Source organism: Streptomyces sp. NPDC038280, from assembly GCF_055600045.1.
Genome location: NZ_JBVJYZ010000003.1, coordinates 309,628 through 322,351, shown reverse-complemented (window position 1 = coordinate 322,351; position 12,724 = coordinate 309,628). Strand labels below are relative to the sequence as shown.

Sequence of the window (12,724 nt, the reverse complement as noted above, 5' to 3'; positions counted from 1 at the left end):
ACTGCGCTCGGACCGTCCTTGTCGCCCCGTCGGCCCATCGGGAACGTCTCCGGAGTGCGCACTGCTCCGAACTGCGCACTAGTTGTACCCAAGTGTGCGCTTTCCGGCGCAGCACAAGGCAGACACATGGTGAACGCCTACCGGATGTTCCACGAACGGAGCCCGCGCCATGACCCCCGATCCCTTCAAGGCCGACCCGGCCGAATACGACCCAGAGCACCCCGCCAGGCCCGCCCCTCCGCAGGACCCGGCGTTCGCCGTACCCGGCTACCCGGCGGCGGCGCCCCCCGTCCCGCCACCGGACCCGGCGTACAACCCGTACGCGGCGTCGGCACCCGCCGTCCCGCCGCCGGACCCGGCCCACGCGGTACCCGCCTACCCGGCGGCGGCGCCCCCGGTGCCCCCGCCGGACCCGGCGTACGGCGTTCCGGCCGACCCGACGGCGGCCGCGCCCGCGCCCGCGCCGTACACCCCTCCGCCGCCGGCCGCGCCTCCCAGCGTGCCGCGTATCCCGCTCGTGGCGGCCGCCCCGGCCGGACCCGACCACCCGGACGAGCTGGTCCGCGACCGGCCCGCCGAGACGTACCCCGCGTGGACGCCGCAGAGCTGGAACGACACCCCGGCGCGACAGGAGCCCGCCGCGGACCCGTCGCCGTACTCCCAGGGCCCGTCGCCGTACTCCACCCCCTACAGCGCCCCGGACGCCGGCCAGGTCACCCAGCTGGAGCCGGACACGCAGGCGGACACCAGGTCGGAGCTGGACCAGGAGCTGGACCAGGAGCTGGAGAGGGAACTGGCGAAGGAGTCGGACCGGGAAAGCGTCTCTGAGCACGAGGAGCACGAGAAGCAGGAGAAGCGCGAGAAGGAGGAGCGCGAGAAGGCCGAGGTGCGCGAAGAGGCGAGCGACACCCCGGCCACGCCGAAGGACGAGGCCGGTGTCACGGCGGCTCTCATCGCCGCATCCGTGGCGGACAACGGAGAGGAGCCGATACACACCCTCCTCTGGACGGCAGCCACCGAGCGCCCGGTGCCCGAGGTGGCCGCCCTGGTCGCCCGGCTCCAGCAGACGGGCCAGCTGTCCAGCCCCGCCGACGTGGCGCTGCGCGCCGCCGCCGTCTCCCGTCCGCTGGACGAGGTCCGGCAGCTGGTCGCGCTGCTCAACGAGTCCGGTTACGACCTCCACCAGGCCGAGACCACGCTGCGTGCCGCGGCCGTGGGCCGACCGATCGACGACGTCGTGGCACTCGTGAGCATCCTCGGCACCGACAGCAGCGACTGGCGTCCGCCCCCCATCGAACCGCGGGAGCCCAGGCCGGTGCCCGGCGACGAGGACCGCCTCCTCGGTAACCGCCTCGAGAAGAAAGAGGAGGACACCGCCACCTCGAAGCGCTCGAAGTGGTCCGCGACGTGGCCCATGTCGGCCCTGGACGGCGCATTGGCCGCCGGGCCCGGCAGTCACACCGTCTCCGCGGCGCTGGGGTCGACGCTGCGTTTCCCCGCCACGATCCTGCTCTTCGTCTGCGGTCTCCTCCACCTGCCGACAGCGAGCCTGCGCTCGGGGGGCTTCCCCGAGGCGCTGTCCGTCGCCGTCACCGTGCTCTGCCTGGTGTGCGGCGCATGGCTCGCCGTGCGCGACACCGTGCTCGCCTGGGCGGCCGCCGCGGGACTCGCCATCGCGCTCATCGCGGTCCACGCGGTCGCGAGCGCGCGTGGGGTCGATCTGCTCAGCAGCAGTCTCGGCGACTCGTTCGGCGCGGCGAAGCCGGTGGTGGTCATCAGCGCCGTGGTCGTCGCCGTCCTGGCGGTCGCGGCCGTGGCTCAACGCACGAAGTCGGCCGGGGCGACGACCAACGTCTGATCGTCGGGCATTCCTCGTCCACCGGCATATCCGCCCGGGCAGCCCCCCGCTGCCCGGGCGGAAGCGTTCCCGCTCCGGCCCTCCGGAGCCGGAGCGCCGGCCGCGTCCCTACACCGCGCCCTTCGGACGCGCGGCGGCGGCCGCCGCGTGCAGGAGCCGCTCGACCGAGGGCGAGCGGCGTCCCAGATGGAGTCGGCGGCCCCGGCGTGACCACCACTCCAGGACATGGAGGAATCCGGAGTCGCAGAAGGAGACCCGGGAGGCGTCCAGAACGAGCTCCGTGCAGCCGGCTGCCGCCGCGGAGGTGAGCAGGGACCGCAGCGGACGGGCGCTGAAGTGGTCGATCTCGCCGGTCAGATGGACTTCCACCGTGTGCTCGCCACGATGGACGCAGGAGTGGACCACTATGTCGCCGGGCGCCGCGGCGGCGCCCCTGTCGTGCTCGGGGGTGCGGGGCAGTATCGGGCTTGTGTTTGAGGTACTCACGTCCCCCTCAACGCCCGATGGGCGGGGAGAGGACACGACTTCGGGGGGCAACGTCCCCCGTACGACGCAACGCGCTGGGGCCCGCACCCGGAGGTGCGGGCCCCAGCACATGGAGCGCGGGCGTCGTCGTCGGCCCTAGGCGGGGACGATGTTCTCCGCCTGCGGGCCCTTCTGGCCCTGCGTGACGTCGAAGGTGACCTTCTGGCCCTCCTGGAGCTCACGGAAGCCGGAGGTCGCGATGTTGGAGTAGTGGGCGAAGACGTCCGCGCCGCCGCCCTCCTGCTCGATGAAGCCGAAGCCCTTTTCGGCGTTGAACCACTTCACGGTGCCAGTAGCCATGTCTTGTCTCCTTGAACGGGGCAGTGCCCTGGGCCCGCACCGTGCGGACCGCGCGTCGCCGCGATGATTACCCCGTCCGGAAAAAGCACCGGAGATAGAAACACGCACTTCCCGGCAGAAAAGCCGACAAGAATGAAGTCTTTGGGAACCACACTGCAACTGTGACGAACCGTAGCACGGTGCAATCGATCAGGCACGTACAGTCACACCATCCGGGCCGGAACCGGAGGGGGCGGTCAGGAGTCGGCGGCTCCGCTCGACTCGGCCGCCGAACGGCGCAGCTGCTCATTGAGGCCGAGGGCCTCTTCGAGCTGGTCCTCCAGGATGACGATCCGGCAGGCCGCGTCGACCGGCGTGCCCTGGTCGACGAGTTCGCGCGCCCGGGCGGCGATGCGCAGCTGGTAGCGGGAGTAGCGGCGATGGCCGCCCTCGGACCGCAGGGGGGTGATGAGGCGGGCTTCGCCGATCGCCCGGAGGAAGCCGGGCGTGGCGCCGATCATCTCGGCGGCTCGGCCCATGGTGTAGGCGGGGTAATCGTCATCGTCGAACCGGTCGGTGGCGGACTGGGTGGATTCTTGGGGCATTTGCACCTCTTCTGGGACGCGTCGAGGGGCCCCGGTGCCGTACGGCACCGGGGCCCCGAGGGGTTTCAACACCATCTACCGGCGCCGCGCGCCGGGCTTCGTCTTCCGCACGGCCGCCCCGAGGGACGGGGGTGCGGGGTTCGTGGATGCTTGACCGGGGACCACCTTCCAATCCGGGGTCTGCGGTACCCGAGCGGAGCTGACCTCGCTCGGGCGATCCTGATGGCGTGCACTCCTCTCATTCACTCAACTTCTCGGGTGTACTGCATTCTTCGATACTGCGCGGCCGCCCCGTCGGGCGACCCGGCCCGGCAACCAGCCGTGGGACCTTCACACACTTCCCGGCCCCAGGACTCCGCTGCCGTGCCGTCGTGCGGACTTCTTGGTTACGTGAGGAACTCTAGTAATCGAGGAGGCGAATGTCTACCTCCGCCAGGGTAGATATTCGGCGGCGCACGCGAGGGGTTCGACGGGCTGCCCGGCCTGCTCGCGCGTGCCCTCCCCGGGTCCCACCAGGGCCGCCCCGGCAGTAGACTCAGCGCTCATGTCGAACCCTGATGAACTGCTCGTCGACATCGCCGCACGGGTGGAGTCGGAGCACAGCAATCAGATGTCCCTCACCGTGGTCGTGCCCGGTGCCGTCATCACAGGACGGCTGGCCCCCGAGGCCCTCTGGAGACAGCGCGTGGCGGAGGTCCTCAAGGACTCCGACCGGCTGGGGGCCTTCGCCACCGTCTTCGTGCCCACCGAAGCGGAGAGCCGGGCGCGCCGGCACCACGAGCCACCCACACATCTGCACTTCCATGTCGCGCGGATCCTCCAGGGCAGTCTGGGCATCCCCGAGACCGGCGGCATGTACCGCATCGCCCTCAGGGACGTCAGCGCCTGGACGGTCGGAGACGTCAGCTACTCCGACCGCTGACCGCGACCCCGTTCCGTAGCCCCGTACCGCGCGGGGACAACACCAAGGGCCCGACCGGATACCGGTCGGGCCCTGATCACTGCGTGGGTACTGGCGTACACCCCGTGGGGTTACGCGACGGTGTCGAGACCCCGTCGGTCCGAGGCGGCGGTCCCCGTCCGCGCCGAGCCGCCGGAGCGCCGCGCCTGGGCGGGACGGCTGCGGCGGCCACGGGACGAGGACCCACTGCGCTTGGGGCGGTCGGTCACCGGCGCGGTGATGGTGACGGGCACGCCCGAGGGGGCCTGGGCGCCGGTGATCCGGCTCAGCTCGGCCTCGCCGGAGCGGACCTGGGTGATCTGCGGCGTGATTCCGGCGTCCATCATGAGGCGGGCCATGTCACGGCGCTGGTTGGGGGTGACCAGGGTGACGACGCTGCCGGACTCCCCGGCCCGGGCGGTGCGTCCGCCCCGGTGCAGATAGTCCTTGTGGTCGCTCGGCGGGTCGACGTTCACGACGAGGTCGAGGTTGTCGACGTGGATGCCACGCGCCGCGACGTTGGTGGCGACCAGTACGGTCACGTGCCCGGTCTTGAACTGCGCGAGCGTACGGGTCCGCTGCGGCTGGGACTTGCCGCCGTGCAGCGCCGAGGCGCGTACACCGACGGCGAGGAGATCCTCGGTCAGCCGGTCGACCGCGTGCTTGGTGTCCAGGAACATGATCACCCGGCCGTCGCGCGCCGCGATCTCCTTGGTCGTCGCGTGCTTGTCCGTGCCGTGGACGTGGAGCACGTGGTGCTCCATGGTGGTGACCGCGCCCGCCGAGGGGTCGACCGAGTGGACCACCGGATCGGTCAGATAGCGGCGGACGAGGAGGTCGACATTGCGGTCCAGGGTCGCGGAGAACAGCATCCGCTGGCCCTCGGGGCGCACCTGGTCGAGTAGGGCCGTGACCTGCGGCATGAAGCCCATGTCGGCCATCTGGTCGGCCTCGTCCAGCACCGTGATGGCGACCTGGTTCAGACGGCAGTCGCCTCGGTCGATGAGGTCCTTGAGCCGTCCCGGCGTGGCGACGACGACTTCGGCGCCGCCGCGCAGCGCGCTCGCCTGGCGGCCGATCGACATCCCGCCGACCACCGTGGCCAGGCGCAACCTCAGCGACCGGGCGTAGGGGGTGAGCGCGTCGGTGACCTGCTGGGCCAGTTCCCGGGTGGGGACGAGGACCAGGGCCAGCGGCTGTCGGGGTTCCGCGCGCTGTCCGGTGGTGCGTGCCAGCAGCGCGAGGCCGAAGGCGAGGGTCTTTCCGGAGCCGGTACGGCCCCGGCCCAGCACGTCACGGCCGGCGAGGGAGTTCGGCAGCGTCGCCGCCTGGATCGGGAACGGCACGCTCATGCCTTCGGCGACCAGGGCGGCCAGCAGCGGAGCGGGCATGTCGAGGTCCGCGAAGGCCGCGGCGGGGGGCAGGGCGGGCGTGTGGGTCACCGGCAGGGCGAACTCGCCCTTCGGCGCGGCGGAGCGGCGCCCGTAGCCGCCGTTGCCGCCGTTGCCGCCGGAGCGGGTGCGGGAGTAGCGGTCATTCGTCCGAGCGGTGCGACTCGGGGCCGTGCGGGTCGTGCGGGTGGCGCGGTTCATGCGGAACCTCCTCGATGCGGCGCGTATCGAGGATTCCGGCAGCGGGGGGCCGCACGGAGCTTCGCAAGAACGAGCCGGAAACAGAACGAGCTGGGGCCCGCACCCATGGTGCGGGCCCCAGCTACGTGGAACGCGTCGGCGTCAGCCTTAGGCGGGAACGATGTTCTCCGCCTGCGGGCCCTTCTGGCCCTGCGTGACGTCGAAGCTCACCTTCTGGCCTTCCTGGAGCTCACGGAAGCCGGAGGTGGCGATGTTCGAGTAGTGGGCGAAGACGTCGGCGCCGCCGCCGTCCTGCTCGATGAAGCCGAAGCCCTTTTCCGCGTTGAACCACTTCACGGTGCCAGTAGCCATGTCATATCTCCTTTGACGGGGCAGTGCCCTGGGTCCGCACTGTGCGGACCCGGCGTCGCCGCGATGATTACCCCGTCCGGAAATACACCGGAAATAAAAAAGTGCTCCTACTGGCACTGGAGGCCGGGAGGGGCACTTGAAGTCTTTGGGAACCACAACTGCAACTGATATTGAAGGTAGCACGCGCTGGTGGGCGGTGTACAGGATTCCTGTCGCTCCGGCCGCACTCCGGAAGAGCGCGGCCGGATAATTCTTTGCCACCGCGACCGCTATTTCTCCGTCGGCCGTGGGAGATATTTCTGTCGGCCCAGGCGTCGGCCCAGGCGCCGCACCGGATTTCGGCGCGGCCGGAACGCCGGGCCCGGGGCCGCGCCGCCGGGCAGACCGAGTTCGGTCAGCCGCCCGGCCGTGACATGACGCCTGGCGCTGTCGTCCTGGTCCAGCAGCCGGGCCGTCTCGTCCCGCAGGCCGGGATGGATCTTCGGCTGCATGCAGTGGCCCACGGCCCGGACCAGTGGCTCCAGCGTGGCCGGGGCGGCGCCGGGTACGACGGGGGGCGCTCCCCCTTCCAGGTCGGGCACCAGATGGTCGACCACGACCAGCGGTATCCGGTTGCTGTTCTCGTACGGAGTGAGCCGCTCGAGGACCCGCTCGGTGCCCACGCGCGCGACGGGGACGTCGTAGTACACGGCGGCGGTGAGCAGGGCCGTGGAGAAGCATCCGATCACGAGGCGCGGACGGCAGTGTTCGTAGAGGGTCTCGGCGAGCAGCGGCCCGTCCAGCACGGTCAGCTCCGCGCCGGCTTCCGCCGCCGCCCGGTCCAGGGCCCGTGAGTAGCGGTCGGGCGCGGTCGGGTGCGGCTTGAAGAGCACGGACCGGTGTCCGGCGGCCACGGCCCCGCGCACCATCCGGACGTGCAGGTCCTCCTCCTCGTCGGCGGTGAGGATGCCGAGGGCGGCGAGGTACTGGCCCAGCAGCAGGGCGCCGGGAGCGGCGGCGACGGCCGCCGTCACCCGAGGATCCCCCTCGGCCGCTTCCGCGATCTCCGCCAGTACTCCCCGGAAGGCGCCGTCCGGTACGAGTTCGGCCGGAACGCCGTACTCGGACAGCAACAGGGGCCTCAGTCCCGGGACGAGGTCGAGGTGGAGGAGCCGCCGCACGCGGCACCCGATCTGCTGTGGCAGTACGTCACGAGTGGGCCCGTAGCTCATGAGGCCGTCGGCGTACACATGGACAGGGCTCTCGGCGAAGAAGGCCGCGAGCGCCCGGGCGGGGTTGACCTGGATGGACTCGAGGATCATCTCGACCGGGCCGGTGCCCAGTCCCCACGCCGTCCTGAACGCCCGCTGCCACAGCGGGACCTCCTCGGGGCGGGGGCCCCAGGAGCCGGGGTGGTGAGGACGGATGGCGTCGTTCCAGTCGATCACGTCGTCGAACCGGGCGGCTATCCGGTCGTAGCCGATCATCTCGTCGAGCCGTAGCGCCATTTCCGGGATTTCGGCGTTGTTCGAGACCAGCAGGAGCCGCCGGACGTTCTCGGGCGCGCCGAACTGTCCGGCATCGAGCGCCGCGGCGACGGTGGCCGCGCCGTAGAGCGTCGACACCTGGAAGATCTGGGTCCGCCGGTGCGTGTCCATGGGGGCTGTCGGTTCCATCGGTCAGGCGGCCCTTCGGGTGTCGCGCAGCCGGCGGAGCAGGGTGGCGCGCTCGGTGTCCATCGTGGCCAGGGTCTCGTCCAGTACCCGCTGGGGCATCCGCCGCAGCGCGTCGGTCACCTCGCGCCCCAGTCGCCTGGCCACGGCCGTCTGGTACTGGTCCGCCTTGCCGACATGGAAGGCGATCATGGCGCAGTAGGTGCGTACCGCTTTGGGGAGGAACCTGTCCGCCTCCGGGTCCTGGGCCACTTCGTGGAGCAGGAGGTCGTAGGAGGGGATGAAGTCCAGCTGGCGGTTGTCCTTGATCTGCGTGAGGGACGTGGTCACGCCACGCCGGTAGAAGACTCCGTGCAGGGCGAGAGCCGCGTACGACCTGGCCTTCAGGTGCAGGCGCCAGATCCAGAGCCGGTCCTCCGCGGTGCGCAGGTTCGTCTCGAACCGCGAGGCGCCGTCGGCGAAGAGACGGCCGCTGTAGACCCCGAAGGGGACGAAGGGATAGTCCACCATCGTGACCATGCTCGCCGGGGCGATGCCGTCCCGCGGGTCCATCACGGTGTCGCGCAGCCTGGCCGGCGCGTAGCGGATGTGGCGGGACGTGCCGGTCGCCTGCACATGGTCGGTACGGGCGAAGTCGCAGCCCAGCGTCTCGATGCCGCGCACCAGGGCGCGCAGGTTGCCGGGGGCGTACCAGTCGTCGCCGTCGAGGAAGGTGACATAGTCGCCGGCCGCCGTGTCCAGACCGGTGTTGCGCGCCCGCGCCACGCCCTGGTTCGTCTCGTGTCGGATCACCGTGGCGTTCGGAATCCTGGTCTGCCAGTGGTCGAGAATGTGTGGTGTCGCGTCCGTCGAGCAGTCGTCGACGAGCAGGAACTCATAATCCGGGTCCGCGTTTTCGGCAAGGCTGCGCAGAGTGTCGGGAGCGTAGGTCCCGACATTGTGGAACGGCACGACGACGGACAATTTCGGCACACGTATTCCCAACCCTCGAACGCCAGTCTGTTCGGCAGAATAACGATCCTGTTGACCGTCCCAACGAGCCCTGATTGCACTCCAGGTGAAGACTTTCCGTCGTGCGGGCGAACCGGGGGCGGCTTCAGCGGTCGCCCGTCGGCAGGGGCCGTCGCCATGGGCGTCGGTGCCGCAGTGCGAGGGCCGCCAGGGCCAGCAGGGCGACGACTCCGACCGCTCCGCCCAGCCGAAGGCCCGGCGGCCGGAACGTACAACTGACCGACGTGGCCCGGCCGTCCAGCGGGACGGCGAGGAGCCCGAGGTACCGCTGGGCGGGCGCGGGGGCCGCGTCGCCCGCGGCGCAGGTCCACCCGGAGATCCGGGGGGCTGCGATGACGGCCGTTCCGGTGCTGCCGGCCGGAAGCTCGGCGGACAGCGCGTGCCCGGAGACGGTGACGCGGGTCGCGCCGGTTTCCCTCAGCTGCCGCACAGCCGCGTCCAGCCGGTCGCGGACCAGACAGCCGACCGGCTGCCGGGGCAGGACCGGCGCGGCCGGGGAGCGCAGCTCGATCCGTACGGAGCGGGAGGCGGGCACGGTGCCCAGCGCCTGCATGGGGGCCCGCACGGCGGGTGGCTTCCCGAGGAGGGCGACGGGCTGGTGGCCCCGCAGCGCCGCGGTGCCCCGGTACCCGGGTGCCCAGAAGTAGACCTGTGATCCCGCGGGGCACGTGGCGGTCAGCGTGACCGTGTCCCCCGACCGACCGCCACGAGCGAGGTCACCCGGCATGTCGTACACCGTGGCGCCGAGCAGCAACTCCTGGTTGGCGAAGGCGGAGTCGCCGAAGCGGGCGCCGGGCGCGGGAAGCCGCAGGCCGGGGCGGACGGTCACCAGCGGAGGCACGGCCGTGTCGGTGCTGGTGACCGTGGCGGTGGGGAGGCGGTCGACGCGTGGCGGCGACGTGGACGACGAGCGCATCCGGCTTCCGATCGAGAAGATCGCGTCGGTCACCGGATGGTCCAGGGAGACCGGATGCCGTCCCTTGGCGAAGAAGCCGAAACCCAGGGAGGAGAGGGTCGCGGAGTAAACCTCCGCGGTCAGGCTGCTGTAGTAGTCGGCGCCCTGCCCGCCGACGACCATGACGTCATTGCCGCCCGGAACCTCCCCCGGATCCGTGCGGCGGCGCGGCCAGGCGTCCTTGCGCCCGGTGGCTCGTGCCATTTCCTCGTGCCAGGGGCCGAGCCGGGGTGACCAGGAGACCTGCCGCAGCTGCTCCCGCTCGACGCGCGCCCCGGACAGGGCCGTCTCCCCGGCTTGGGCGACGACGAGAAGGGCGACGGCGACCACGGGGAGAGCCCGGGCGCCGACGGCGTACTTCCCGGCGAGCAGGAGGGCCGCGACGGACAGGACGGCGAGCAGCGACGCGACGGCGAAGGCGGGGTAGGTCCACCGGTCGATGACGGTCGTGTCGCGGGCCGCGAACGCCATGGCGGCGAGCAGCGTGCCGCCGCCGAGCAAGGCGGGCCACCGTGGCAGCCCCCCGGCCGTGGACAGCCAGGCGGCGATGAGCAGCAGGGCGCAGAGGACGAAGGACTGGCGGTAGGGAATGCCGTTGGGTGAGGCGCCCGCGTGCCAGAGCAGATGGGTGGGCTCCCACTGGGTGGAGAGCGCCACCAGGCAGACGGCGGCCGTCCAGGCGACCCGGACCCGGGGGGCGACGGCGGTGTTGAAGGGAAGCGTCAGGGCCAGGGCGAGTGCCGGTGTGCCGATGAAGAGGGCGGGCGTCGCCACGCTCGACGTGGCCGGCAGGAGCCGGGCGAACACCTCGGACCAGGCGACGGCGGTGAAGGACACCTCGGGTGTCGGGTCGGCGACCCGGGTGGCGGCGTAGACGACCACGACGACCGGTGCGGCGAGGCCGACGCCCACGGCGACGGCTCGGACGGCCCGGAGCAGGCCCGCCGTCCGACCACAGTCGGCGTCCTCGGCCGTGAGCAGCCGGACCACGAGCACGACGGCGGCGCCCAGGGTCGCCATGTACGCGGTGTAGAAGTTCGCGACCCATGCCAGCGCCACGATCAGCGGGCCCAGCACCGGTCGCCGGCCGGCCCGCGCCCACTCGCCGACCAGGCACAGCAGCGGAAGGGCGAGCAGGCCGTCCAGCCACATCGGCACGTAGGCCCCGTAGTTGAACGTCCAGCCCGACAGTGCGTACGCCGCGCCCAGCACGGCGGCCACCGGCCAGGGACCCCGACGCAGCTTCAGCAGCAGAGCCGCCATCGCGGCGCCGGCGGCGGTGATCTTCGTCGCGGTGATGACGTAGAGGGCCAGCTCGATCCGGTCCGCCGGGAAGAGCAGGACCATCACGTCGAACGGGCTGCTCAGATACGTCCCGAAGTCACCGAGGAAATTGGAGCCGAAGCCCGAGGTCCAGTTCAGGAACATGTCCCCGTCCGCCTCGCCGAGGAGCAGCCTGCGCCAGTAGGCGTGGTACGGCAGGTACTGGTTTCCCAGGTCGACGATGTTGCGGGTCGTGGGCCCGTAGGGGTGGCTGCCGGCCAACAGTCCGCCGAGACAGAAGACCGCGCAGGTCAGCAGGGCGGCGCTCATGGTGGCGGCGCGCACGGCCGCGATCGGGGGCCGCCCGCCCTGTCCGGGCTCGGCGTCGACGGCAGGGGGCACGCGTCCTCCGGGGTGTGTCGCACGGCGCGCGGACGCGCGCGGTCCCGTCGGCCTCTCACCTCACGGGCACGACGGCCATTACCGCTGATCCGGGCGACCCGCGTCCGATCACCAGACGGACGCGGAGGGCGGCGGAGGTGAACTCCGGGTGCCCTCGGGCGTCACGCGCCCGCGTCGGCCTCCTGCGCCTCACGGGGACAGCACGGGCGCCGGTCCTCCTCGGCTCACGAGGGGTGGGCGGACGGCAGAACCACGCCACATTTCCGGCCAGGAGTGAACCTCCGGCGCTGATCTCCGGTCTCGTATCACGTCATGCGCCGAAGGACCAACGATCCGAGAGGTCGGGACCTTTGGCACTCCCTCGATGAAGTGGAGATCAACCCCCCATGCGATTCACCCTTCGCGGCCGTGCGCGCCGGATAACCTCCGTCGGCCTGGCCTCGAGTGCCGCTCTCGCGCTCGTCGCGTCGGCGGCCACCGCCGCCACCGCTCACGCCGCCGCGCCCGATGAGCGGGGCAAGCCCGTCGTCAACATCATCGGCGGCGTGGAACAGCCCGACTCCGCCTACCCGTGGATGGCCGCCCTGCTGGCCAAGGGCACGGGCAGCGCGACGGACCGCCAGTTCTGCGGCGCCAGCCTGGTCAGCAGCGATGTCGTCATGACGGCCGCTCACTGCGTGGAGGGCGCCAAGGCGAAGCAGCTGGAGGTCACCGTCGGCCGGACCGTCCTGTCCAACAAGAAGCAGGGTCAGCTTCGTTCGGTGCGCGGCATCGTGACGCACCCCCGTTACCTCAACGGTGACGCGGCGTACGACCTGGCCCTGCTGGAGCTGGCCAAGCCGGTCACCGACATCGTCCCGGTCAAGCTGCCGACCGTGGGCACCGATGCCCTGCTCCGCCCCGGCGCCAAGGCCACGGTCATCGGCTGGGGCAACACCGACACCGAGCTGCCTCACTACGCCGACCGGCTGCGCGGCGTGCAGGTGCCGATCGTGTCGCACACCGAGTGCAAGGCGACCTACCCGGGCTACAACAAGGCCGTCAACGTCTGCGCGGGCGTCGAGGGCAAGGACTCCTGCCAGGGTGACAGCGGTGGCCCGCTCTTCCGCAAGGTGTCCGGCCGGACGTACCAGATCGGCATCGTGTCGTACGGCGAGGGCTGCGCCGAGCAGGGCGCGCCCGGCGTCTACGCCTCGACCAGCTCCGCCAAGCTGTGGAGCACGCTCGCCGAGTCCCCCGAGGGCAAGCGCCTGAAGAAGCTGCTCGGGCGCTGACGCGGTCGGGCCGGTCG

The 12,724-nt window shown here is 71.5% G+C and carries 11 protein-coding genes; 3 read left to right on the top strand and 8 right to left on the bottom strand.

Features of this window, described 5'->3' with window-relative positions:
* Nucleotides 1-169 precede the first annotated feature (169 nt).
* Complete coding sequence (locus ACZ7J0_RS09795) at nucleotides 170-1,858, top strand: hypothetical protein (RefSeq protein ID WP_470885685.1); 1,689 nt, start codon at nucleotides 170-172, stop codon at nucleotides 1,856-1,858.
* A 108-nt stretch (nucleotides 1,859-1,966) separates the two neighbouring features.
* Here the strand turns inward: ACZ7J0_RS09795 and ACZ7J0_RS09790 are convergent, their stop codons facing one another.
* The 3 genes from ACZ7J0_RS09790 to ACZ7J0_RS09780 all read right to left on the bottom strand — a co-directional run bounded on the left by ACZ7J0_RS09790 (nucleotide 1,967) and on the right by ACZ7J0_RS09780 (nucleotide 3,267).
* Complete coding sequence (locus ACZ7J0_RS09790; RefSeq protein WP_470885683.1) at nucleotides 1,967-2,344, bottom strand: STAS domain-containing protein; 378 nt, start codon at nucleotides 2,342-2,344, stop codon at nucleotides 1,967-1,969.
* Between the two features lie 135 nt (nucleotides 2,345-2,479).
* Complete coding sequence (locus tag ACZ7J0_RS09785; RefSeq protein WP_468707720.1) at nucleotides 2,480-2,683, bottom strand: cold-shock protein; 204 nt, start codon at nucleotides 2,681-2,683, stop codon at nucleotides 2,480-2,482.
* A gap of 236 nt (nucleotides 2,684-2,919) precedes the next feature.
* Nucleotides 2,920-3,267, bottom strand: coding sequence for a MerR family transcriptional regulator (locus tag ACZ7J0_RS09780; RefSeq protein ID WP_470885681.1), 348 nt, complete (start codon nucleotides 3,265-3,267; stop codon nucleotides 2,920-2,922).
* Nucleotides 3,268-3,811: 544 nt separating this feature from the next.
* On the opposite strand from ACZ7J0_RS09780, the gene ACZ7J0_RS09775 reads away from it, so the two are divergent.
* On the top strand, nucleotides 3,812-4,189 hold the full coding sequence (locus ACZ7J0_RS09775; protein WP_470885679.1) for a hypothetical protein: 378 nt from the start codon (nucleotides 3,812-3,814) through the stop codon (nucleotides 4,187-4,189).
* 110 nt (nucleotides 4,190-4,299) lie between these two features.
* Here ACZ7J0_RS09775 and ACZ7J0_RS09770 read toward each other — a convergent pair whose 3' ends face one another.
* The 5 genes from ACZ7J0_RS09770 to ACZ7J0_RS09750 form a co-directional block, all read right to left on the bottom strand.
* The gene (locus tag ACZ7J0_RS09770; RefSeq protein WP_470885677.1) at nucleotides 4,300-5,799 is read right to left on the bottom strand and encodes a DEAD/DEAH box helicase; all 1,500 of its coding nucleotides are present in this window, start codon (nucleotides 5,797-5,799) and stop codon (nucleotides 4,300-4,302) included.
* A 147-nt stretch (nucleotides 5,800-5,946) separates the two neighbouring features.
* Nucleotides 5,947-6,150, bottom strand: coding sequence for a cold-shock protein (locus tag ACZ7J0_RS09765; protein WP_053661143.1), 204 nt, complete (start codon nucleotides 6,148-6,150; stop codon nucleotides 5,947-5,949).
* 269 nt (nucleotides 6,151-6,419) lie between these two features.
* Nucleotides 6,420-7,787, bottom strand: coding sequence for a polysialyltransferase family glycosyltransferase (locus ACZ7J0_RS09760; protein WP_470885675.1), 1,368 nt, complete (start codon nucleotides 7,785-7,787; stop codon nucleotides 6,420-6,422).
* A 21-nt stretch (nucleotides 7,788-7,808) separates the two neighbouring features.
* Nucleotides 7,809-8,774: a glycosyltransferase family 2 protein gene (locus tag ACZ7J0_RS09755; protein WP_470885673.1), complete on the bottom strand. Its 966-nt coding sequence runs from the start codon at nucleotides 8,772-8,774 to the stop codon at nucleotides 7,809-7,811.
* A gap of 124 nt (nucleotides 8,775-8,898) precedes the next feature.
* A complete protein-coding gene (locus tag ACZ7J0_RS09750; RefSeq protein ID WP_470885671.1) occupies nucleotides 8,899-11,433 on the bottom strand; it encodes a YfhO family protein in 2,535 nt (844 codons plus the stop codon).
* A gap of 386 nt (nucleotides 11,434-11,819) precedes the next feature.
* On the opposite strand from ACZ7J0_RS09750, the gene ACZ7J0_RS09745 reads away from it, so the two are divergent.
* The gene (locus tag ACZ7J0_RS09745) at nucleotides 11,820-12,707 is read left to right on the top strand and encodes a S1 family peptidase (RefSeq protein ID WP_470885669.1); all 888 of its coding nucleotides are present in this window, start codon (nucleotides 11,820-11,822) and stop codon (nucleotides 12,705-12,707) included.
* Nucleotides 12,708-12,724: the final 17 nt, after the last annotated feature.